This window comes from Streptomyces sp. NPDC107550, from assembly GCF_055639095.1.
The window spans coordinates 198,751-218,964 of record NZ_JBVKBC010000002.1; the positions used below are offsets into that span (position 1 = coordinate 198,751).

The 20,214-nt window shown below is 72.1% G+C and carries 39 protein-coding genes; 33 read left to right on the top strand and 6 right to left on the bottom strand.

The genetic code is table 11. The annotated features are described in order from the left end of the window. Positions 1–58 precede the first annotated feature (58 nt). From ACZ7LY_RS03785 to ACZ7LY_RS03910, 26 genes are all read left to right on the top strand, one after another. Complete coding sequence (locus ACZ7LY_RS03785) at positions 59–430, top strand: hypothetical protein (protein ID WP_471622873.1); 372 nt, start codon at positions 59–61, stop codon at positions 428–430. Beyond that, a complete protein-coding gene (locus ACZ7LY_RS03790) occupies positions 427–936 on the top strand; it encodes a hypothetical protein (protein ID WP_471622874.1) in 510 nt (169 codons plus the stop codon). The genes ACZ7LY_RS03785 and ACZ7LY_RS03790 overlap by 4 nt, the downstream gene beginning before the upstream one ends. Further along, positions 933–1,874 (top strand): hypothetical protein, encoded by a 942-nt coding sequence (locus tag ACZ7LY_RS03795; RefSeq protein ID WP_471622875.1) that lies wholly within the window; start codon positions 933–935, stop codon positions 1,872–1,874. The genes ACZ7LY_RS03790 and ACZ7LY_RS03795 overlap by 4 nt, the downstream gene beginning before the upstream one ends. Beyond that, positions 1,874–3,022 (top strand): recombination directionality factor, encoded by a 1,149-nt coding sequence (locus ACZ7LY_RS03800; RefSeq protein ID WP_471622876.1) that lies wholly within the window; start codon positions 1,874–1,876, stop codon positions 3,020–3,022. The genes ACZ7LY_RS03795 and ACZ7LY_RS03800 overlap by 1 nt, the downstream gene beginning before the upstream one ends. Beyond that, complete coding sequence (locus ACZ7LY_RS03805) at positions 3,019–3,750, top strand: exonuclease domain-containing protein (protein ID WP_471622877.1); 732 nt, start codon at positions 3,019–3,021, stop codon at positions 3,748–3,750. The genes ACZ7LY_RS03800 and ACZ7LY_RS03805 overlap by 4 nt, the downstream gene beginning before the upstream one ends. Beyond that, entirely contained in the window at positions 3,750–4,142 is a 393-nt protein-coding gene (locus tag ACZ7LY_RS03810) for a hypothetical protein (protein WP_471622878.1), read from the top strand. Before ACZ7LY_RS03805 ends, ACZ7LY_RS03810 begins: the two co-directional genes overlap by 1 nt. Next, positions 4,139–4,423, top strand: a complete 285-nt coding sequence (locus tag ACZ7LY_RS03815; RefSeq protein ID WP_471622879.1) for a hypothetical protein — start codon at positions 4,139–4,141, stop codon at positions 4,421–4,423. The genes ACZ7LY_RS03810 and ACZ7LY_RS03815 overlap by 4 nt, the downstream gene beginning before the upstream one ends. Next, positions 4,420–5,058 carry a hypothetical protein gene (locus ACZ7LY_RS03820; protein WP_471622880.1) on the top strand — a complete coding sequence of 213 codons (639 nt, stop codon included), beginning with the start codon at positions 4,420–4,422 and terminating at the stop codon, positions 5,056–5,058. The genes ACZ7LY_RS03815 and ACZ7LY_RS03820 overlap by 4 nt, the downstream gene beginning before the upstream one ends. After that, a complete protein-coding gene (locus ACZ7LY_RS03825) occupies positions 5,055–5,396 on the top strand; it encodes a WhiB family transcriptional regulator (RefSeq protein WP_471622881.1) in 342 nt (113 codons plus the stop codon). Before ACZ7LY_RS03820 ends, ACZ7LY_RS03825 begins: the two co-directional genes overlap by 4 nt. Next, entirely contained in the window at positions 5,393–5,626 is a 234-nt protein-coding gene (locus ACZ7LY_RS03830) for a hypothetical protein (protein WP_471622882.1), read from the top strand. The genes ACZ7LY_RS03825 and ACZ7LY_RS03830 overlap by 4 nt, the downstream gene beginning before the upstream one ends. Further along, the gene (locus tag ACZ7LY_RS03835; RefSeq protein WP_471622883.1) at positions 5,623–5,829 is read left to right on the top strand and encodes a helix-turn-helix domain-containing protein; all 207 of its coding nucleotides are present in this window, start codon (positions 5,623–5,625) and stop codon (positions 5,827–5,829) included. Before ACZ7LY_RS03830 ends, ACZ7LY_RS03835 begins: the two co-directional genes overlap by 4 nt. After that, entirely contained in the window at positions 5,829–6,173 is a 345-nt protein-coding gene (locus ACZ7LY_RS03840; protein WP_471622884.1) for a hypothetical protein, read from the top strand. Before ACZ7LY_RS03835 ends, ACZ7LY_RS03840 begins: the two co-directional genes overlap by 1 nt. Before the next feature lie 76 nt (positions 6,174–6,249). Next, the gene (locus ACZ7LY_RS03845) at positions 6,250–7,107 is read left to right on the top strand and encodes a hypothetical protein (RefSeq protein WP_471622885.1); all 858 of its coding nucleotides are present in this window, start codon (positions 6,250–6,252) and stop codon (positions 7,105–7,107) included. Continuing rightward, a complete protein-coding gene (locus ACZ7LY_RS03850) occupies positions 7,104–7,745 on the top strand; it encodes a zinc finger domain-containing protein (protein ID WP_471622886.1) in 642 nt (213 codons plus the stop codon). The genes ACZ7LY_RS03845 and ACZ7LY_RS03850 overlap by 4 nt, the downstream gene beginning before the upstream one ends. Then, complete coding sequence (locus ACZ7LY_RS03855; protein WP_471622887.1) at positions 7,742–8,215, top strand: hypothetical protein; 474 nt, start codon at positions 7,742–7,744, stop codon at positions 8,213–8,215. Before ACZ7LY_RS03850 ends, ACZ7LY_RS03855 begins: the two co-directional genes overlap by 4 nt. Beyond that, positions 8,212–8,403 carry a hypothetical protein gene (locus tag ACZ7LY_RS03860; protein ID WP_471622888.1) on the top strand — a complete coding sequence of 64 codons (192 nt, stop codon included), beginning with the start codon at positions 8,212–8,214 and terminating at the stop codon, positions 8,401–8,403. Before ACZ7LY_RS03855 ends, ACZ7LY_RS03860 begins: the two co-directional genes overlap by 4 nt. Positions 8,404–8,506: 103 nt before the next feature. Continuing rightward, positions 8,507–10,225, top strand: a complete 1,719-nt coding sequence (locus ACZ7LY_RS03865; protein WP_471622889.1) for a DNA cytosine methyltransferase — start codon at positions 8,507–8,509, stop codon at positions 10,223–10,225. Between the two features lie 47 nt (positions 10,226–10,272). After that, positions 10,273–11,031, top strand: a complete 759-nt coding sequence (locus tag ACZ7LY_RS03870; RefSeq protein ID WP_471622890.1) for a hypothetical protein — start codon at positions 10,273–10,275, stop codon at positions 11,029–11,031. Then, a complete protein-coding gene (locus ACZ7LY_RS03875) occupies positions 11,028–11,300 on the top strand; it encodes a hypothetical protein (protein WP_471622891.1) in 273 nt (90 codons plus the stop codon). The genes ACZ7LY_RS03870 and ACZ7LY_RS03875 overlap by 4 nt, the downstream gene beginning before the upstream one ends. A gap of 2 nt (positions 11,301–11,302) precedes the next feature. Beyond that, positions 11,303–11,476, top strand: coding sequence for a hypothetical protein (locus ACZ7LY_RS03880; RefSeq protein ID WP_471622892.1), 174 nt, complete (start codon positions 11,303–11,305; stop codon positions 11,474–11,476). Then, on the top strand, positions 11,476–11,844 hold the full coding sequence (locus ACZ7LY_RS03885; RefSeq protein WP_471622893.1) for a hypothetical protein: 369 nt from the start codon (positions 11,476–11,478) through the stop codon (positions 11,842–11,844). Before ACZ7LY_RS03880 ends, ACZ7LY_RS03885 begins: the two co-directional genes overlap by 1 nt. Positions 11,845–11,899: 55 nt before the next feature. After that, positions 11,900–12,283 carry a hypothetical protein gene (locus ACZ7LY_RS03890; protein ID WP_471622894.1) on the top strand — a complete coding sequence of 128 codons (384 nt, stop codon included), beginning with the start codon at positions 11,900–11,902 and terminating at the stop codon, positions 12,281–12,283. Then, positions 12,280–12,669 (top strand): hypothetical protein, encoded by a 390-nt coding sequence (locus tag ACZ7LY_RS03895; RefSeq protein WP_471622895.1) that lies wholly within the window; start codon positions 12,280–12,282, stop codon positions 12,667–12,669. The genes ACZ7LY_RS03890 and ACZ7LY_RS03895 overlap by 4 nt, the downstream gene beginning before the upstream one ends. Further along, positions 12,666–13,565 carry a hypothetical protein gene (locus ACZ7LY_RS03900; RefSeq protein WP_471622896.1) on the top strand — a complete coding sequence of 300 codons (900 nt, stop codon included), beginning with the start codon at positions 12,666–12,668 and terminating at the stop codon, positions 13,563–13,565. The genes ACZ7LY_RS03895 and ACZ7LY_RS03900 overlap by 4 nt, the downstream gene beginning before the upstream one ends. After that, on the top strand, positions 13,562–13,792 hold the full coding sequence (locus tag ACZ7LY_RS03905; RefSeq protein ID WP_471622897.1) for a hypothetical protein: 231 nt from the start codon (positions 13,562–13,564) through the stop codon (positions 13,790–13,792). The genes ACZ7LY_RS03900 and ACZ7LY_RS03905 overlap by 4 nt, the downstream gene beginning before the upstream one ends. Positions 13,793–13,893: 101 nt before the next feature. Continuing rightward, positions 13,894–14,640, top strand: a complete 747-nt coding sequence (locus ACZ7LY_RS03910; RefSeq protein ID WP_471622898.1) for a hypothetical protein — start codon at positions 13,894–13,896, stop codon at positions 14,638–14,640. A 74-nt stretch (positions 14,641–14,714) separates the two neighbouring features. Here the strand turns inward: ACZ7LY_RS03910 and ACZ7LY_RS03915 are convergent, their stop codons facing one another. Continuing rightward, a complete protein-coding gene (locus ACZ7LY_RS03915; protein WP_471622899.1) occupies positions 14,715–15,155 on the bottom strand; it encodes a hypothetical protein in 441 nt (146 codons plus the stop codon). Positions 15,156–15,280: 125 nt separating this feature from the next. Between ACZ7LY_RS03915 and ACZ7LY_RS03920 the strand changes: the two genes are divergently transcribed. Beyond that, positions 15,281–15,466: a hypothetical protein gene (locus tag ACZ7LY_RS03920; protein WP_471622900.1), complete on the top strand. Its 186-nt coding sequence runs from the start codon at positions 15,281–15,283 to the stop codon at positions 15,464–15,466. A gap of 11 nt (positions 15,467–15,477) precedes the next feature. On the opposite strand, the gene ACZ7LY_RS03925 is transcribed toward ACZ7LY_RS03920, so the two are convergent. From ACZ7LY_RS03925 to ACZ7LY_RS03935, 3 genes are read right to left on the bottom strand one after another with little or no spacing between them, the layout of a single operon-like run. Next, complete coding sequence (locus ACZ7LY_RS03925) at positions 15,478–15,750, bottom strand: hypothetical protein (RefSeq protein ID WP_471622901.1); 273 nt, start codon at positions 15,748–15,750, stop codon at positions 15,478–15,480. Positions 15,751–15,779: 29 nt separating this feature from the next. Then, complete coding sequence (locus ACZ7LY_RS03930) at positions 15,780–15,995, bottom strand: hypothetical protein (RefSeq protein ID WP_471622902.1); 216 nt, start codon at positions 15,993–15,995, stop codon at positions 15,780–15,782. Positions 15,996–16,018: 23 nt separating this feature from the next. Beyond that, a complete protein-coding gene (locus tag ACZ7LY_RS03935; protein WP_471622903.1) occupies positions 16,019–16,369 on the bottom strand; it encodes a DUF6233 domain-containing protein in 351 nt (116 codons plus the stop codon). 81 nt (positions 16,370–16,450) lie between these two features. Here ACZ7LY_RS03935 and ACZ7LY_RS03940 point away from each other — a divergent pair, with 81 nt between their 5' ends. Then, complete coding sequence (locus ACZ7LY_RS03940; protein ID WP_471622904.1) at positions 16,451–16,642, top strand: hypothetical protein; 192 nt, start codon at positions 16,451–16,453, stop codon at positions 16,640–16,642. Between the two features lie 54 nt (positions 16,643–16,696). Here ACZ7LY_RS03940 and ACZ7LY_RS03945 read toward each other — a convergent pair whose 3' ends face one another. After that, positions 16,697–17,167: a DUF6221 family protein gene (locus tag ACZ7LY_RS03945; protein WP_471622905.1), complete on the bottom strand. Its 471-nt coding sequence runs from the start codon at positions 17,165–17,167 to the stop codon at positions 16,697–16,699. Beyond that, a complete protein-coding gene (locus tag ACZ7LY_RS03950; protein WP_471622906.1) occupies positions 17,167–17,640 on the bottom strand; it encodes a helix-turn-helix transcriptional regulator in 474 nt (157 codons plus the stop codon). Before ACZ7LY_RS03950 ends, ACZ7LY_RS03945 begins: the two co-directional genes overlap by 1 nt. Positions 17,641–17,824: 184 nt before the next feature. Here ACZ7LY_RS03950 and ACZ7LY_RS03955 point away from each other — a divergent pair, with 184 nt between their 5' ends. From ACZ7LY_RS03955 to ACZ7LY_RS03975, 5 genes are all read left to right on the top strand, one after another. After that, complete coding sequence (locus tag ACZ7LY_RS03955; RefSeq protein ID WP_471622907.1) at positions 17,825–18,196, top strand: hypothetical protein; 372 nt, start codon at positions 17,825–17,827, stop codon at positions 18,194–18,196. After that, positions 18,193–18,339 carry a hypothetical protein gene (locus ACZ7LY_RS03960; protein ID WP_471622908.1) on the top strand — a complete coding sequence of 49 codons (147 nt, stop codon included), beginning with the start codon at positions 18,193–18,195 and terminating at the stop codon, positions 18,337–18,339. The genes ACZ7LY_RS03955 and ACZ7LY_RS03960 overlap by 4 nt, the downstream gene beginning before the upstream one ends. Then, complete coding sequence (locus ACZ7LY_RS03965) at positions 18,339–18,545, top strand: hypothetical protein (protein WP_471622909.1); 207 nt, start codon at positions 18,339–18,341, stop codon at positions 18,543–18,545. Before ACZ7LY_RS03960 ends, ACZ7LY_RS03965 begins: the two co-directional genes overlap by 1 nt. Before the next feature lie 73 nt (positions 18,546–18,618). Continuing rightward, on the top strand, positions 18,619–20,013 hold the full coding sequence (locus ACZ7LY_RS03970) for a hypothetical protein (protein ID WP_471622910.1): 1,395 nt from the start codon (positions 18,619–18,621) through the stop codon (positions 20,011–20,013). After that, complete coding sequence (locus tag ACZ7LY_RS03975; RefSeq protein WP_471622911.1) at positions 20,010–20,210, top strand: hypothetical protein; 201 nt, start codon at positions 20,010–20,012, stop codon at positions 20,208–20,210. Before ACZ7LY_RS03970 ends, ACZ7LY_RS03975 begins: the two co-directional genes overlap by 4 nt. The last annotated feature ends 4 nt before the right edge of the window (positions 20,211–20,214 follow it).

Below are 20,214 nucleotides of genomic sequence, written 5' to 3' on the forward strand. Positions count from 1 at the left end.
TCGTCTGCTGGGCCGTCGACCGCGGCTTCCCCATGACCACTTCGAAGGGCGACGACTCATGAGCTACCGCATCGAGGGCCCGACCCCTCTCACCATCAAGGCCACCGCCGGTGGCGCCGAGATCGACGTCACCGCGTTCTTGCGGAACGTGTTCCTCGACCTGTTCGACGCGGCTGCCGACGACCCCGAGGGCGTCGGTGAGGAGCTGGCCGACATGCGCGGCCTGGCGGTGGCGGCGCAGCACGGCGGCGCGGACTCGCACGCTCGGCACGAGTACGACGAGCGGCTGAACCGGATGATCGAGCGGTACGCGGCGGACGGGAAGGTGCCGCTGTACGCGGGCGGGGTGGGGCAGTTGCTCGCCGCCGCGCGGGAGATCGCGGCGCCGCGCCCGGTGCCGGGGCAGCGCGAAGGCGGTGCCGCCGCATGAGCGCCAGCTTCTTCCAGCCCGGCCACACCTACGCCGACACGGACCCGGCCCTCGACTGGAAGTTCCGCGTCGACCACATCACCACCCACCCGGAGAACGGCGAACTGACCGCCCTGGGGTGGCGCCACTTCAAGGGGGAGTGGGAGCCCTACGCGTACGACGCGGACGACTGGGAGATCCACCAGCTCGCCGGGGTCGTGGCGACCCCGGGCGCCGAGGAGAAGGCCACCGCTCCGGCGGCGACGGCCACTCCCACCGGCCCGCTCGGGATCCCCACCCCTACCCGCCTCACCCGCCTCCGCCGCGCCGTGACCGAGTACCAGGGCGAGTGGACCACCGGCCGCGCCGAAGCGCTCTACCGCGCCACGTACGGCGCCGCCGACTGGCGCGCCACCGCACGCCGCGACCTCGCCCAGCTCCACCGCGACGGCCTCCTCACCGAGCACACCGAGCAACCGACCCGCCACCACTTCACCTTCAACGCCCGCACCGGAGGCCACTCATGACGACGACCGTGCAGGCCGGGGCGCACACCGCCCTGGCCGCCGGCCGAAGCCGCAAGGCCAAGGCCCCCGAACCCACCGGCGCCGACCGCATCCCCCGCCCCTCCCAGGGCTGGTACCGCGTCAAGGGCACCGACCTCAAACTCCGCCGCGTCACCACGATCCTCGAACAGGGCTGCTCCAAGGGCGACGCCCTCACCTTCTGGGCCGGGAACATCACCGCCGACACGGCGATGGACAACCTGCCCTACCTCGTCGGCAGCAGCCTCCGCCCGGAGCAGCGCACCGAGGCCCGCAACTGGCTGGCCCGCGCGCACACCCGCAAGAAGGACGAGCGCAAGGACGTCGGCTCCGCGGTCCACGAGCTGATCGAGGCCCACGTCCTCGGCAAGCCGATGCCCGCCGAGCTGCTCAGCGACCCGAACCTGACGCCGTTCCTCGACCACTTCCTGACCTTCGTCGAGGACTGGCAAGTCACCTTCGAGGCATCGGAGATGGTCGTCGGCAACGAGGCCGAGGGCTACGCCGGAACCCTCGACTACCTGCTCCGCTCGTCGCTCATCGCCGCCGCGCTCGCCGAGTACTTCAACACCGACGTGCCCGCCGACGCCGTGTTCTGCGGCGACACGAAGACCGGCGGCGAACTCGACGTGAAGGGCGTCTACCCGGAGGCGTCGTTGCAGATGGCCGCCTACCGCAAGGCGCCCGTCGCGTGGCTGCGCGACGGCACGCGGGTGCCGATGCCCGCCACGTTCTGGTGCGGCGTCGTGCTGCACCTGCGGCCGGAGGGATACCGCGTCATCCCGGCCGTCGCCGACGACGCCGTGTTCGACGCGTTCCTGACCGTCAAGCGCAACGCCGAGTGGACGTCCGGTCTGTCCAAGACCGTCATCCGTCCTGCCCTCGCCCTGCCCGCCGTCATCGAAGAGAGGGCCGCCTGATGCCCATCCTGGACCTGCAAATGCGGATGCGTCAGCTCGGCGAGATCCGCATCGGCCACGTCGTGGCCGGCGTCTCCGCCAAGGGCAACGCGTACACGCGCCCGGCGAAGCTCGACAAGTTCCGCTTCACCTCCCCCTCGCGGGAGATCCTCGCCAGCGTCGCCGAACTGTACGGCGGCGAGGTCAAGCCGTGGACCCCGGCGAACGGCGGCCCGTCCGAGTTCGAGGTGTACTCCACCGTCAACCGGCTCCCCGTCCTGGTCCCGCCGCGCGACGCCGTCTCCCAGTGGTACGAGCTGTACGCCGGATCCCAGTGCAAGCGCCGCTGCGACGGCGTCACCGAGCAGAAGTCCGACCGGCCCTGCATGTGCGACCCCGCCAACCGGGACTGCGCCATCACCACCCGCGTCAACGTGATGCTCCGCGACGTGCCCGCGCTCGGCCAGTGGCTCCTCGTCTCCAAGGGCTACCACGCCGCCGTCACCCTGCCGCCCGCCGCCGAGCTGCTCGCGCAGGCCGGCGGGTACGTCGCCGGGTGGCTCGGCATGGAAGAGAAGACGGCGATCGTCAAGGACAAGCCCGCCCGGTTCAAGGTGCCGACCCTCGACGTGGAGATCACCCCGGCCGCGCTCATGGAGGGCAAGGTCACCGGGGCCCCGGCCGTCGCCAAGGGCCCCGAGCGCGTCGCCATCACGGGCGGGCGGCCGGACTACGCGGCGCTCCTCGCCGAGGCCACGACGTCCGCTGAGGTGGGGGCGCTGTGGACCAAGGCGAACCAGGCCGGGCACCTCGACGACGCGCTCGCCGCGACGATGACGGCTCGCGCCGCCGAGTTGAAGGCGCCGGCCGGAGCGGAGCCGGACGACGGCCCGCACCCCGACGACGTTGAACGGCAGCTCAACCCCGCCGACTACGGCGACGCCCCGTCGGCGCTGGGCGAGGACGAGGTGCACGACGCCGAGTTCGTCGAGGACGACGACGTCGAAGGCATCTGGTTCCAGATCCTCGCCGCCGCCGGACCGCTCGGCCTCACCACCGAGCAGGTCGAGCAGCGATTCGCCGAGGCCAACGGCGGCCTGCACCCCGGGACCGCCAACGCCACCCGGCTCCGCACCTTCCTCGCCTCGCTGAAGGGGGCCCGCTCATGAGCTGGCACACAGGCCGCCTGTGCGGCTTCGACCTGGAGACCACCGGCATCGACGTCGAGACCGACCGCATCGTCACCGCCTGCATCGTCCAGTGCGGCGGCGGACCCGACACCGCCCCCGCCACCTGGATCGCCGACCCCGGCATCGACATCCCCGACGAGGCCGCGCGCGTCCACGGCATCACCACCGAACGCGCCCGCGCCGAAGGGCGGCCAGCCGCCGAGGTCGTCGAGCAGCTCGTGGCCGGGCTCGCCGAGGTCGTCCTCGCCGGGACACCGGTCGTGGCGATGAACGCGGTGTTCGACCTGACCCTCCTCGACCGTGAGGCGCGACGGCACGGCGTGCAGCCGCTCGTCGACATCGTCGGCGGCGACCTCCGCGTCGTCGACCCGCGCGTCCTCGACAAGGCCGTCGACAAGTTCCGGCGCGGCGGGCGCACGCTGACGGACCTGTGCCGCACGTACCGGGTCCGGCTCGACGGCGCGCACTCGGCGGACGCCGACGCCATCGCCGCGTGCCGCGTCGCGTGGAAGATCGCCAGCCGTACCCCGCAGATCGGCGGCGCCTCCCTCGACGAGCTGCACGCCTGGCAGATCGAGTGGGCGGCCGAGCAGGCCGCCTCGCTCGCGGACTACTTCCGACGCACGCCCGGCAAGGAGCACCAGGCCGACAGCGTGCGCCCCGAGTGGCCGCTCATCTCGCAGCAGCGCACGGGCGGTGACGCCTGATGTTCGGACGCAAGAACCGTAAGCTCCGCGACCTCCAGGCCCGCGTCGAGCAGCTCGTCGAGCAACGCGACGACGCCCGCGCGGACGCCGCCGCCCTTCGCGGGGCCGCCGTCCGCGTTGCCGGACGCAACACCCACCTGACCGAGCGCAACGAGCGGCTCACCGCAGCCGAGGCCCAGCACGACGCCGACCTCGACAGCGTGCTCGCCCGAGTCGACCGCGCGCTCCGCGGCTGCGCCCGCTACCGGGCCGCACTCGCCGCCGAGACCCGCCGCGCCGACCAGCTCCAGCAGCAACTCGACGACGCGCTCGGCCTCAACGACTCGCGCGTCGCTGACGGCCGCCTGTGGCAGCAGACCCGGCACGACAAGCCCCGCGAGGTGAAGCCGTGAGCGCCCTCCTCGACCTCATCCGCCGCCGCCAGCCCACCGGCCGCCACCGCGCCGGCACCCACCCGGCCGCCGTCGTCGTGCCCGTGACCCCGATCCCGCCCGCCCCACACGGCCTCCTCGACGACGCCGAGCTGGACCGGCAGATCAAGGCGGGCGACATCGAGCCCAACGACTACGCCCACTGCGCGCCTTGCGGGCGCCGCACGATCCAGCGCACGACCAGCACCGGCGCCCGCGCCTGCTGGCACTGCACGCCCCCGAACGCAGGTGACACCGCATGACCGCACCGACCCTGTTCGACACCGAGGCACCGGCCGCCACCCCGGCGGCCGGGCCCCGCCCCCTCGAACTCCCCACCGTCTACGGCCTCGACCTCTCCCTCACCTCCTCCGGCATCAGCAACGGCACCACCGCCCACGCCCTCACCCCCGCCGACCGCACCGGACACAACCGCCTCGAATTCCACCGCCGCTCCGTCCGCGAACGCATCCCCGACGAGACCAGCCTCGTCGTCATCGAAGGCCCCGCCATGGCCCTCAGCTACCGGCCCGGCGTCGAAGAGATGACCTACCTGCGCGGCCTGGTCACCCACGACCTGTGGAAGCGCCGCATCCCCTACGCGATCTGCCCGCCGCAGCACCGCATCATCTACGCCTGCGGCGCCGCCAACCCGGCGAAGGACTACCCCAAGACACAGCGTCACCGCGTGTGCAAGGGCATGGTCCGCGACGCCGTCGTCGCGCGGTACGGCGTGCCGTGCGAGGGACGCGGACGGTACGACCAGGCCGACGCCACGATCCTCGCCGCGATGGGCCTGCACTGGCTCGGCTACCCCCTCGCCGTCGTGCCCGACACTCACCGCCGCGCCCTCGACGGCGTGACGTGGCCCGAGAACCTCCCGGCGGTGGCCCGATGATCCGCCGAACCCCCTTCACCAACGCCGCACCCGACACCCCCACCGCCAGCACCTGGCGCGACCGGGCCGCGTGCGCCGAGATCGACCCCGACCTCATGTTCCCCGACAACAAGCCGGCCGAGATCAACGCCGCCCGCGCCATCTGCGCCGCCTGCCCCGTCGCCTCCGCCTGCCTCACCGCCGCCCTCGACGAGGAGGGCAACGTCGGCCGGCACGCCCGCTGGGGCATCCGCGGCGGCCTCACCCCGGCGCAACGCCAGCGGCTCTACAAGCGGCGCGCACGGGCCCGCCGCGAACAAGCGCGGGAGTCCAAGCCGCCCGTGACGGCCGCCGCGTGACCCCCCGCCGCTCACGCCGCGCACCGCCGGAGCCGCCCCCGGGCTCGCTCCTCGACTGGCGCGACTCCATGCACTGGTCCTGGACCCCGAAGCCCTGCCGCTACTGCGACAAGCCCACCCAACTCCGCGACTCCAAACGCAAACCCGCACACAAGACCTGCGCCGAAGAGGCGCTCGCCCAACAGGCCGCCGAAGCAGCCGACGCCTACCAGAACGGAACCCTGAGATGACCCACAAGCCCGGCGCCCGCCTCCGCGGCGACGCCCGCAACGACGCCATGGACCAGGCCAAGGAGCTGTACCTCGCGGGCTGCACCATCCGCTCCGTCGCTGCCCGCATCGGCCGCTCGTACGGCAGCACCCGCGCCCTCCTCCTGGAGGCCGACGTGCAGCTCCGCGAGCGCGGCGGGCGCAGCAGGAAGACGGCCGCCTGATGGGCTACTACCAGTCCGCGTACTTCGCGTACGGGCTCCACATCCCTGTCGACGGCCCCGCCTGGCAGGAGAGCGAGCGCATCGACTCCGAACTCCAGAAGGTCAAGGACCGCTGCCCGGACGTCGGCTACCTCACCGCGGGCGACTACGACCGCGACATGGTCTTCCTCGTCACCAAGTGCGACGAGGTGCCGCTCGGCTCGTACGGACGCGGGAGCGACGCCACCGACGAGCAGCGCGCTATCTGGGATGCCCAGCTCGCCCACGCCGTCCACGCACTCGGCCTCAGCGAGACGCCCGACCTCGAACTGCCGGGCTGGCTCTGCATCCCCGATCTCTCCTGAACCACCCCCGTCCCGGGGCCGCACCACCGCGGCCCCGGCCGAGCCTCGACCAGTACGACCGAAAGAAGCGACGCAGATGCCTTGGGCACGATTCGACGACCGGTTCCCCTCGAACAGGAAGGTCCGCCTTCTGACCGACGGAGCGTTCCGCTTGTACGTCTCCGCGATCTGCTGGTCGGCCGAGAATCTCACCGACGGAGTCATCAAGACGCACGAACTGCGGCTCGTAAGCGACGTGAAGTCGTCACGAACGCGAGCGAAACAGCTCGTGGAAGCGGGCCTGTTTGAAGTCATCGAGAACGTCGGTTGGAAGATCCACGATTACCACGAGTACAACCCGACCGCCGAGCAGGCCAAGGCCGACCGAGCCGCGAAGACTGCACGTCAGAAGCGATGGCGGGAGCGAAAGAACCAGCAGCAGCCCGACCCCACTCCGCCCGACAACCGCCACGATGTAGACGCGTCTACAGACGCGTCACAAGACGCGTCGCGCGACGGTACCGGAGACGCTGCCCCGACCCGACCCGACCCGTCCCGTCCTTATAACGGGGTTGATCCCGGGGGGCCTTCTACAGGTAGTAGGACGGCCGGCGCCGATTCCGCGCCCATCGACGACGCCGAGTTCGCCGTCACCGACGCCATGCGGCGGTGGGCCCACGCCACCTACCCCGGCACCGACGTCGACCACTCCACCGCGCAGTTCGTCAGCCACTACCGAGCCACCGGAGCCACCCGCAAGAGCTGGCCCGACGCCTGGCAGAAGTGGATCCGCGACGACGCCAAACGCGTCGCCGAACGCCGCACCGCCCCCCAGCAAGGCGCCTTCCTCGTCCCCCTCGACGGCGGCGGTCAGACCCCCACCCCGCCGCGCCGCTCCACCACCGACGACCGCGTAGCCGGATGGCTCTCACTCGCCTCAGGAGACGACCAGTGACACCAGACGAAGCCGCCCGACTCCTCGCCGCCTGCGCCGCCTTCGACAACCGCCAGCCCTCCGAGATGGGCAAGCAGGCATGGGCCGCCGCCCTCCGCGACCTCCCCGCCGACGACGACACCTTCGAAGCCGTCGCCCGCTACTACAGCGCCCCGGCCGCCCCCGGTGAGACCGGCCGACGGTGGATCGAACCCCACCACGTCCGCACCTGGCGCACCCGCATCCGCGAGGAACGCCTCGGCACCACCATCCCGGCCTACGCCGCGCCCGCCGAACCGGAGACCGGCAGCGAGTTCGTCCGGCGCCGTCGCGCCCAGCTCACCGCGATCGCCGACGGCCGCGAGCAACCCGTCCCCGTCACCGCGCTCAGCGGCGGCCCCCACCCCAGCGTCGCCCGCGCCCTTGACGGCGTCGGTGCACTGCCGGCCGACGACGAGCCGTACATGCCCGACGGCTTCCGCGAGTCCATCGGCTACGCCGCCACCCCGCCCGAACTCCGCATCCCCTGTCCCAAGGACGGATGCCGCGCCCCCGCCCGACAGCCCTGCAAGACCCCCCGCGGCCACCGCCGCACCACACCACACCAAGCCCGCACCGACGCCGCCCGGACCGACACCAAGAGCGAGGCCACCGCGTGAACCACGAAATCCCCACCACCCCGCAAGACGACCCCGCACAGACAATCATGGCCGCGCTCGCCCACGGCATCACCGGCCACCCCGAGAAGGCCGTCGCCCTGTTCGAACCCTTCATCCTCGGCGGGCCCACCACCGCCCTCGGACTCTGCGCGGCCCTCGCCGAAACCACCATCCGCAGCAACAGCACACCCCTCCCGGCCAACAGCACCTTCGGCCTCCTCGTCATCGACGCCAAGACCGGCCAGCGCCGCAGCATCGACCGCCTCCCGCCCGGCATCCGCTTCGCGGCGCAGTTCACCGCCTCATGGGCCAACCACGACCGCGGCATGGCACAAGACCTCTTCCACGCCCTGGTCACGCCCGACACCGAGGAAGCCGCGAGCGCCCTCGCAGACGGGATCCGTGCCCTCTTCGACATGGCCGTCGCAGCCCTCAGCGCGACAGCTCGCCCGACGGGAGACGCCCAGTGATCCGCATCGAACTTCCCGACATCCCCACCACCGACCGCCTCATCGAAGCCCTCCACGTCGCCGCAGGACTCCGACCCGGGAGCCCACAAGCACACGAGTGGCGCCAGATGGCCCACGAGCTGGAGACCGCCCTCGACAACCTCGGCCCCACACATCCGCTGCAACAGGTCCACCAGAACGCCGCCTGACCGCGCGCATCCGGATAGCCCGACCCCACGCGCGCAACCCCACCCAACCCAACGCCGATACAACGGAGATCACCATGACCATCACCCAGAAGGGCACCGCCTGATGTCTGTCGCGTCCACGAAGCAGCGGGCACGCACCGCCACGCACCGCCCGGCCACCAAGCGGCGCCGGTGGCGCCACGACGACCCCGTCGCCGTCGACCTGTTCTCCGGGTTCGGCGGCCTCACCGAGGGCATCAAGCGCGCCGGATTCACCACGATCATGGCCGCCAACCACAACGCCTACAAGGTCGAGGTCCACGAGGCGAACCACCCCGAGGCCGAACACTGGATCGCCGACCTCGTCGACCCCGACGCCGCCGACTACCACTCCGCCCGCGACCTTCCCGCTGCCGACCTCCTCGTCGCCGGCGTGAGCTGCGTCAACCACTCCTTCGCCAACACCAAGCGGGCCTACGCCCACGGCCTGACCCTGTTCGGCATGGACGACCCCGACTACGAGGAGCGGGTCACCCGCTCGGAGCGGGACCGCGCGACCGCGAACTGCGTGCTGCACTACGCGCAGACCCACCGGCCGCGCATGATCCTCGTCGAGTGCACGACCGAACTCCAGTCGTGGGGGCCGCTCCTCCCGGGCAGCAAGAAGGTCGGCGACGGCAGCACCTACCGGTGGTGGCTCAAGCAGTTCGACCTGCTCGACTACAACCACAAGGTGCGGTTCCTCAACAGCCAGTTCTTCGGGGTGCCGCAGTCCCGCAACCGCGGCTACTGGGTGTTCGTCCACAAGTCGCTGCCCATGCCCGACCTGGAGCACCGCCCCGCCGCCCGCTGCCACCGCTGCGACAAGGACGTCGAAGCCGTCTGGACGTGGCGCACCGGCATCCCGCCGACCGGGAAGGTCGCCTACGGTGAGCAGTACGAGTACCGGTGCCCGTCCTGCCGCACCCGCGTCGAGCCGCCGGCCACCCCGTCGCTCGCGGCACTCGACCTCACCGACCTCGGCACCCGCATCGGCGACCGGCCGATCAAGGAGTTCAAGGACGGACACCGCGGCCCGTTCGCCGCCTCGACCACCGCCCGCATCGAACGCTGCCGCCAGAAGTTCGCCGACTTCCCCGCGATCCTCATGCCGGCGAAGGGCGTGCACGGCTCGGAGCGGCTGCTGCTCCAGCCGCTGGCCACGCAGACCAGCCAGCAGGAGGCGCCGCTCCTGTCGACGGGGCTGGGCCTGTGGGGCGAGTCGGCGCTCGCGCTCGCCGTCGACAACTTCCAGGGCGCGCCCCGCAGCCCGGGTGAGCCGCTGCCCACGCAGGTGGGTTCCGAGACGCTCGCCGTCGTCTCCTCGGGGGTCATCCCGTACCGGAAGCACACCGTGCCCACGGTGCACCCGGAGCCGATGCCGACATTCACCGCCGAGCAGATTCCCGCGCTGCTCACCGCGGCCGGCTGGTTCAAGCAGAACGGCACCACCCGCGGTCACGGGACCGCGCCGCACCCGGTCACCGATCCGCTCGGCACCCTCACCGCCCACGACACCACGGCGCTCCTCACCGCGAATTGGGGGCCCGCCTTGGCGCAGGTGCCGTTCGAGGAGTGCTTCTACCGAATGATGGCCGCCCACGAGATCGGCCGCGGCTGCGGCTTCGACGTCAACTTCCGCGAGCACACGGGGACCTTCAAGGTCTGGGGCACCGCGCGCGACCAGGTCGACGGCTTTGGCAACGCCGTCTCCCCGCAGGTCGGCACCTGGATCGGCTCACGCCTCCGCGCCGCACTGCACTCCCCGCAGGACAGCGGCCCCGAACTCGTCGCCGCCGCGTGACCACGAGCACGGCCGCCCAGCACACCACAGCAGCCCCAGGAGGCTCGATGTACCCGACCCTGTTCACCACCCCCGGCATCCGCCACTTCGCCGAGGAGGTTGACGCCGAACGGCAGCGGCAGATCGCCAAGTTCGGCGAGCAGCACCACCCCGACGGCACCGGCTACGAGGGCAGCACTCAGCACGCCGACTTCTGGCGCCAGCGCTGCCAGGACGCCTTCGACGCGGGCGACGGAACGTGGGGGCACATCCTCCTGGAGGAGGTCTACGAGGCCCTCGCCGAGTCCGACCCGGCGAAGCTGCGCGCCGAGCTGGTCCAGGCCGCCGCCGTGTGCGCCGCGTGGATCGCCGACATCGACAGCCGCACGCCCACCGAGGAGCAGCGGGCCGAGCCGACGGACGCCGACCTGGCTGGGGAGTTGATCAGCGGCACGCAGCCGTGCGGCCACGACGACTACCACGACCCTCACCCGTGGAACGACACGCCGCACGTCTGGTGCCCCGGCATCGGCTACGAGGACGACGGGGAGCAGCAGGCCGAGCCCGAAACGCGCGCCTGGCGCGGGGCCACTGAGCTAGCGCCCGACCGCGAGATCACCACCCGCGCCGCTGCCGGACTGGTCGGCTACCGGCAAGACCACGGCCGCGTCCTGCACTGCCTGGCCCACAAGCCCGCGCCCGCGAGCAGGCACGCCGACTTCCACGAGGTCTCTGCCGACGACCTGGAGGACGGCGGGATCTGCGCGTACCGGGACTGCGGCCGAGACCTACTCGCCCCGTGGCCGCAGAACGGGAGGCAGGCGTGAGCCACGGAATCCCTGACTGGCTGGTCGACCACCTCGCAGATCGGCAGGCCCAACGTGACGCTGCCGCAACCGCATTCCTCGACAAGCTGACCCCGCGTGAACGTCACCTCTTCCACGACGCCGCTGTCATGGGCTACGTCCAGGGCCTGATGCGCGACTGGGACGAAGGCTGTCCCAAGGACTCCCGTGTCATGGCCTTGGTTGCCGATGCGTGCCTCGCCCTGCCTGACCTGTACCCGGGCGTGCACGCCATTGCGCACGAGGCGTAGCCGTGATCGTTCACGACCTCGCCGCCGCCGGCCAAACCCTCATCATCCGCGCCCTCACCCTGTCCGCCATCGCGGGCGCGCTCATCGCCCTCGTCGTCGTCCTCATCACCACCGCCATCACCGGCGCCCTGCCACCCCGCAGACACCGCCCCAAGGCGCCCGAGGACGCGGCCTGATGCCCGCCCTCGGCGTCGCCCTCCTCGTCTGGCCGGTCGCCTCCGCGCTCCTGCTCACCCTCCAGTGGGCAGGCCGCACCCTCCAACACCACTGGAGCCTCATGCACTTCCGCATCACCGCCGCAGAGATCGCCCGCACCCTCACCGCCCGCCAACACCCCGACGCCACCACCGGCCCCACCTGGCGGCCCGGACACCGCGCCACCCAGGCCAGCCCCACCACCGTCCGCCTCTGGCACGACGGCCCCGACGAGACACCTCACCTCGACGAGTACGCGACCGCGCTCCGCGCCGCCGGATACACCGTCACCGCCGAGACCCGCGCCGGGCGCCGGCCCCGCCTCCGCGTCTCCCGCCAGCCGTCCTGAACCCCCGCGCCGCCGCCCCACACCGGGCGGCGGCCCCCGCCCCGAACGGAGCCCGATGACCCCCGCTGACGAACTCCACGCCGCAGCCTCCCGCCTGCGGGACCTGGCCACCACCGCGAGCACCGACCCCGACGGCCTCCCCACCGCCCACTGGCACGCGGCCCTCAGCACCGACACCCGCCAGCTCACCCTCAGGGGCGACCACCACACCCTCGACGACGGCCGCACCGTCAGCTGGCCCAACCTCGTACACGGCGGCTCCCTCCAGCGCCCGGCCCGTATGCACGCCCAGCACGTCGAGTACATCGCCGCCGTGGGCCCCGCTCTCGGCCTCGCCCTCGCCGACTGGCTCGACGCTGCGGCCGTCGACGCCCGCGAGATCGGCGCCAGCCCCCACGCCCTGACCGTCGCTCGCGCCCTGAACGGAGACCCCTCGTGACCACCCTGCGCACCGCCCGCTGCCTCACCCTCGCCGCGACGGCCGCCGCGATCACCACCCTCTACCTCACCATCAGCGCCGCCTGGTGGATCGGCGCTGCCACCGCGTACGTCGCCGTGTTCCTCGCCTGGTGCGCGTCCCGCGAGTACGCCCACCACCGGCGTCTCCTCGCCCGCCACGAACGCGCCCGCGCCGCCACCCGCCAGGAGGAGGCGGCGTTCACGCCGTGCTGCCGCCTCGCCCAGCACTCCGCCGGCCGCGCCCACGGAACCGACTGCCACGGCCCCGCCCTCGACAACGCCTGCTGCGTCGACGCGTTCGTGTCCCGGGGCGCCGTCCACGACCTGACCTGCACCACCCACACCACGAGGAGCAACGCCGCATGACGGAGCGCATCCCGCTGGACGAGATGAACAGCGACCAACTCGACGCCCTGTACGCGCGCGCCGAAGACGCCGAGGCCACGCTGCGCAGCGTCCGCGCCGAGTGCCACAACCTCAACGGCCAGGTGCAGGGCCTGAACACCTACGCCCTCGCGGGCCGCCGTGACGCGGTCGACCGCATCCAGGCCGCCCTCAACGAGGAACCCGATCCGCCGGCGTCGGATCCGCTCGTCGAGGAGTTCGCGGCCACCGGCCGGGCCCTGGCCCAGCTCGGCCAGCGGCTCGGCATCGGCGAGCAGCCTGCGGCCACTGCGCGCGCACTCCAGGCCCAACTGCGCACAGCCCTCGGTCCCATCCCCACCGAGTACCCGGAGCACAACCGCACAGACGAACACGAAGCGATCCTCGCCGAGATCGTCACCGCCGTACTCGGCGTCGTCGTCCCGCACGGCAAGTTCATGCGCAGCCTCCATCAGAGCGCCGAGGAGGACGTCGAGCGCCTCACCATCGAGCGCGACAAGGCGTACCGCGAGCGCGCTCACCTCGTCGCGCTCCTCGCCGCCATGACACCCGGCGCCGTCATCGCGCCCGCGCCCGACATCGACGAGCCCGGCTGGCAGATCGCCTACCTCACCATCGGCGGCCGACAGGCGAGTTGGCACATCGCGCCCCGCGACGCCGATCTGTTCGAGGCCGTCGAGCACGTCGAGGCCGACGACCCTCGCGCGCAGTGGGACGGCCACACCACCGAGGAGAAGTACGAGCACATCGCCGCCCTCGCCCGCCAGCGCGGTGCCGGCGTGCGCGTCGAGGTCCGTTCCCAAGCCGATCCGCAGCACGTTGCCGACGCAATCCGCGACATCCGCCGCCACGGCGGCCCGACGAGGAGGAACCGATGACCGGACAGAACTTCGACGGCCTCGGCCGCGAGATCAAGCACCGCCCCAAGTACCACCGGCCGAAGTTCACCCGCTACCGCATCGCCGACGACCTGTCCGGCAGGCCACGCGCCATGTGGAACCGGTACGAGAACCAGTTCAGCCGCATCACCATCGGCTTCACGATCGCCATCGGCCACCACGCCTACGGCATCACGTGGGCCAGCGCAGAGATCGACTTCCTCTAGCCCCGCACACGACGAAGGGGCGCGCCCACGATCTCCCCAGACCAGGCACGCCCCCACCGGTGGCAACACCGTACCGCCCCACCAGCACCAGGAGCGCCACGATGAACACCACCGCCCAGCACCTCCGCACCATCGCCCTCCACTGGAACGACCTCCGCGAAGCCGCCGGCGCCCCCACCCAACTCGGCGCCTTCGGCCTCGGCCTCCGCGACTACCTCGCCCGCCTCGACGCCGCCGACGCCGAGCAGCTCGAATACGAGCGCCACCAGGCCGCCCACCTCCGCTCCCTGGAGCGCGACCCGCTCCAGCTCGGCGACCGGCCCACCCCGGTCCGCCTCCACATCCTCGACACGATGCGCGTCGTCGAGGCCGCACTCACCGCGTGCGCGGACGACATCGCCCGGCAGGTCCAGCGCGCGCCGATGGCCATGCCCAGCGCCCGCCGCGCGACCTACGCGAGCCAGCGCGAAGCCGACATCGCACACGCCGACCGGCAGCGCCAGGCCGTCCTCGCCCGCGCAGACCTCACGGACCCGCGACGCTGGCGGCACACCGGCCGCCGGGACGCCGTGCGTGCCGCCCTGTGGCTGTGCGCGCGGGTCGAGTACCAGCCGGGCCCGTGCCAGCCGATCGACGCCGTCCAGGCGAAGCGGATCGGGACGGTGGCGGCCGGCGCCGCCGAGCGCGTCGAGCGCGCCCTCGACATCGCGGCGCAGCAGCGGGTGATCGCCCAACGGTGCGCGTGTGGCGGGGAGATCACCATGCACGGTGGCGAGGGCCGGGCCCCGGTGGCGCACTGCGAAGGGTGCGGACGGGTCTGGACGGAGAGCGGGCTCGCCGCCGCATAGCCCGAAGGATCTCCCCCGGAGATACGACTTTCTGGGGTCTATGGTCCGCAGCCGCGGGCCATAGACCCCAATCGTCATCCCGGGACCCGGATCGACACCGGCGCGGCCTGCCCGGCCCACGTGGCTCTGAGTTCCCCGGGCAGGGGCATCTCGTCCGTCTTGGACATGATGATCTCTTTACTTTCGTTCGGCCGCAGGTCGAAGCTCTCCGGTATCTCCGTCACGAAGTTCTCGACTGGTTCGAGCGTCACGCCTTCCGCAGCCGCGTCGCCAGTGTTCCGCACTCGGTACGCCATTCCTTCCACGTGCTCGATGATCAGCCGGACACGTGGGCGGGCAGCCTCCGCTTCTGCCTGGCGCTTCTCCTCCGCTACCCGGCGCTGCTCTGCAAGGGCAGCCTCCTCTGCTTCTGCTGATCGCACGGCAGCATCCGACGCCCGCCCAGCATGCTTCGCCGACTCCTCTGCCGCATCAGCGCTGCGCTTCCCATCGCCGCGGGCCATGATGGTCACCACGGCCGCGACTATCGAGACCCCAAGCGCAACCCATGCAGGAACATCTCCCCAGCTCATCCGGCACCTCCATCCTCACGCGCGGTTCGCCGGCGTGACTCGCGCCGTGGCGGTCGCGTTACCGACCCGTGGACCCCGACGACGACACCACCGCCGAAGACCCGCTGGCCGTACTGCTCGCCGCGCTCACCCTCAACGAGGCGCACGAGCTGATCTCGCTGCTCGCCGACGTACGCGATGGGCGCGATCCGGACGCCGAGCTGGCGCGCTACCTGCTCGCGAACCTCGCGGGAAGGGTGCCATCTTGCGAGTGAATCCGGCCCGCTCAACCGCCCCCTGGAAACTCGATGTCGTTGCCGAGATGGATCTGCTCCGCATAGATATCGAGCTTCTCTTGCGAGAGTCGTCCCTCATTCACCTCCCACCAGCGGCGGGCGAGTTCCGGCCTGATCTCCTCAACGGGGCGACCGGCGAACTCCTGGGCCATGTCGCTCAGCATCTGCTCGTAGGCGTCTCGGAGCCGTTCCTGCTGACGCTCCGACCACTCTTCGACCTGACGCTTCAACCACTCTTCGGCGCCATCAGTGTCGAGGCCCATTACCCACCTCCTGGTTGAAGCACCGCTGCTCACGCGGCTTCGTAGTGGTGCGCGCGCCCGCCCCGCCACGTCACCCAGGCCGGGTCGTCGAGCAACACCTCCGCGTCCTCAAGACCAGCCCGGCGCAGGAACTCGACCACGTCGCGGTCGCTGTGAGCGAGACCGAGGATCTGCCCGCGCGCGGTGACCCGCCGGCCGCCCGTCCCGAGCGGCGGGTGCACGATGACCGGGGCCGCGTACGCCATACCTCCAGAGTGCGCCCGCCTGGTCAGTCCAGCACCCCGAGCGCGGTGTCGGGGCGGCAATGCGGGCAGGCGTCCGTGCCGTCCGCGAGCGCTCGCCGCGCCTCGTCCCGCTCCGCCCGGCGCGCCCGCTTGCCCGCCATGTGGCAGCCGCCGACGTGGACGTACACGCTGTGGCGACCTTGGAGGCCCCGCTCGATCAGCCACTCCGGAGCCGGTGGCCGGGCCGCAGCGCCGCGCGCTTGCTCGGCGATGCGGCGCTGCTCGTCGTCGATCCACCGGCGGGTGCGCGCGAGGTCCCGCACCTGGACCCGCTCAAGGAAGCGCAGCCAGTCGAGGTGCGGTGACCTCTGAGGGCCGGTCGATGGTTCGTTCACGTGTTCGAGTCTAGATCGCCGGGTATCCGACTTCGCGAGGCGTACCATTTCGAGCGTCAATCGAACAGGAGGCACCCTCCGGTGAGCACGCCCGCCCCACCCGACGAGGTCACGTACATCCCGCCCCTCGGCGGCGCCGGCCCCTGCGCGACCGCCCGCTGCGAGAACATGGCCCAGAAGTACGGCAACGCCATCGACGGCCGCCCCTCGTCGCCGCTGTGCAATGTGTGCCTCGCACGGGTCGAGGCTCAAAGGCGCAGGTCAGCCGTGTAGCCGTACACAGGAGAGCGCCCGACCAGATCCGGTCGGGCGCTCTCCTGCGTACGGCTACGGCCGCCACTCCTCGCGGTACCCGGGCTGCTTCTCGTAGGGCTCGGCGAGCACCTTCGCCGCCTCGTAGACGGCGCAGCCGGCCTCATGCAACAGGAGCGACGTCCAAGCCGCGGCGGGGGCCTTGGATCCGTCATCGAGGGCGCCACAGTTGGCGGTGCAGAACGGGCCGCCCCGCGCAAGCAAGCGGCGCTTGGCGGCGACCTCGCCCATCACCCGGTCCGGATCATGACTCGCAATATGCAGAGCCCGCGCGCGCTCGACGTCGTACCCAGGCATGTCCTGCATGAAGCGGTTGGTCACCACCAGCGGCTCGTTCAACGGCGCCCGCATGCCGTCGACCGCCACCCCGGAACCGGCCGCCATCCAACGCAACATCAGTTCACCACCGAGCGTGTTCCCGGCCATGAACGCCTGCTGCTCCTCCTGGTCGAGCTGGGCGCAGAGCCACCGCAGGAGATCATCCATCACAGACTCCGCGCCGCGACGACGTCCGGGTCGGCGTCCACGAGGGCCTGCGCCTCCGCCCGGATGTCCGCAGGCAGCGCGTCGAATGCGCCCTGATACGAGTGCCGCACGATCCGGCCGCGAATGTCGTTCGGCATCGACGCGAACGCGGTCGGCGGCATGGCGCTCGCCAGGTCGCGCATGGTGATTGCCGCGAGCAGCAAGGCCGCAGCGGCGTCGATCAGTTCGGCTCGACTGATGGTGTTGATGTCCGTCGGCGGCATGGCCGCTCCTTCGTCTGATTGGGCGAGGTCCGTGCGCTTGCCCGGACTCGGCGGGTTCGCCGCGAAGAACGCGGCCACCTCGTCGGCCCGGAACCGGGGCCGCGTGCTGCCCTCACCCCCGACAGGCTGAGGGAAGACGCCGTTCTTCCGGTGCGTATGCACCGTCTGTCGGCTGACCCCGTGCTCCGCCGCGATCTCGGTGGTGGTCATCAAGCGCGGGCTCCCCTCTGCTCCAGGGTTCTTGGGCACGGCAACATCCTTCCCGAACCTCTTGACGTTGTAAAGAGGTCCCTGTCACTCTGGCACTGCACCAACAAGAAGCCCCCGGCCCGGCGGTAGGACGCCATATGGGCCGGGGGGCGGACCCACCCACAACGCGAGAAGGAGCAGGTCCATGGACCACGCTACCGACCAGACCACCCCCACGGACACCATCCGCACACTCGTCATCCGCGCCCTCGGCCTGTCGCAGTCATGGCAGCCCTACGAGCACCTCGGCGAGACGCTGCACTACATCACCGTCTGGGACCAGCACTCCCTCAACGCCATCTACGTCCGCGCCGGCGGCACCATCACCACCCAGCTCGTCACCCGCAGCACCCCCAACGGCGACGGCGAGATCACCTGGCCCGCCACCGAGATCACCCTCACCGTGCCCGTCCCCCACGTCGGCGACGTCCACGTCGTCACCGACTGGGATGCCGAGGCCGGCGGCATCGACCTGCCGATCATGCGGTGCATCCCCGCCCGGGAGCTGGTCGCATGAGCGAGCAGAAGCCGCCCCCGCCGCGGCCCCACCCGATCCTCGACGAGCCCGCGACCGTGGCCGCCTGCCGCCGCGACTACGAGGCGGGCACCGCCGACCGGCACGCGAGCGAGCAGCGCGACGCGAAGGCGAGGAGGAACTGATGGGTCTGTTCAGCCGTCGCTCTGACACCGGGACCGCGTCCAGCCGCTACAACGGGCGCGAGTCCGCCACCGAGGAAGCCGCCCGCAAGCGCCGCGAAGGCCACCGCCGGCACGTCCCGGGCGCCGCCGCGCGCGGGCAGGACTGGGAGGACCGCGACCGCGCCGCCGAGCGCCGCGGCCGGGACCGCCTCACCACCTGGGACTGACCCTCCCCTTGACCGGCCGGGCCCGGCCACCACCCCCACACCGGGCCCGGCCTCCACCCCTGGAGCAGCACGCGTGAACGTAGGCCAGCTCACCCCGTGGGCGGTCGCCAACCCCTGGCCGACCGCCGTCCTCGCGGCCGTCGCCCTCACCACCCTCACCCTCCTCGGCATCGCCCTCTGGCACACCGCCGGCGCCCTGCGCGCCGTACGGTTCCCGCCCGCAGCCGTCCTCGTCGCCGCCACCGGCGCCCTCGTCTGCACCGCCTACTCCGGCGACACCAGCTGGCGGTTCGCCGAGCACCGGCTCGGCATGGCCGACACCACCGAACGCGCCGTCATGTTCGCCGCCGCCGAACTCGCCCTCCTCGCCTGCGGGATCATGGCCCGCGCCCACAAGCGCGCCACCAGCAGCGCATCGACGGCAGGCAGCGGCGGAGTACCCGGCGTCCTCATGTGGCTCATCACCGCCGTCCTCGTCATCCCCTGCTACGCCGAGTCCGGGCCCATCGGCGGCACCGTCCGCGCCACCATCGGCCCCGTCATGGCCGGCATGCTCTGGCACCTCGCCATGGGCCTGGAGATCCGCGTCGCCCGCCCCGCCGCCCTGTCCTCCGGGCTGCTGCCCATGGTCGGCCGGGAGCTGCGCGAGCGCCTGCTGTCCTACCTCGGGCTCGCCACCCGGGACCGCACCGCCGAGCAGATCAGCCGCGACCGGGCCATGGCGCGCGCCGTACGCCTCGCCTCCCGCCGCACCCTGCGCCCGTGGGGGCGAGCCCGTCTCGCTGCCGCTGTCGCCCGCGCGTGCGTCGGCACCGACGGCGCGCAGCGCCACCGGCTCCTCCTCGAACTCGCCGCACGGCGTACCTCGGACGAGCTGCGCACCGTACCCCTGCCGTCCCCGTGGGCGAGTACACCCGTACTCGAAGCCCCCTACCCGCGTACCCCGGCCGGGGTAGCGAGCGCCGAACTCCGGCGCCTAGACCCGCTCGACGCGGTCCTCCAGGTGCACGCCGCGCACCCGGACTCGACGCCCGCCGCGCTCGCCTCCCTGTGCACCGAGTACGGCGTACCCGTCACCGAGACCCAGGTACGCATCGCGCTGCGCACCCTCGCCCCACCTGCACGAGTACAGGCCGAGCCCGTACCCGCGCCGAGCCCGGAGCCGGAGATCGAGCACACGCGCAGCCTCACCCTCGACCTCGCCCCCACCGCGCCAGGCCCCAACCCCATGGCCGCCCCCACGCCCGTACTCGCCGCAGACCGTACCCGCCACGAGGTACACGCCCGCCTCCCCGACAACGGCGTACCCGACGAACTCCTCACCCGCGCCCGCCAACTCGACACCGAGTACAGGGCCGCGCACAACGGGCGGCCCGCAACCATCCGCGCCCTCAAAGCAGGGCTCCGCATCGGCCAGTCGCGCGCCGAGCAGGTACGCGACGCCCTCGCCGAAAGGACCAGCCCATGACCGCCGCCGGCGGCCTCGTGCTCGCCCTCATCTGCTTCGCCACGGTCGGCCTCGCCGCCGCCCTCGCGCTGGTCTCCCTCACCGACCGCCAGCCGCACTGGCTCCTCATCACCGCCCGCGCCGTCGCGCTCCTCACCGCCGGCAGCTGCTTCCTCCTCGCCTGCCTGCACCAGCTCGCGCAGGCCCTCACCTTCTGACCGA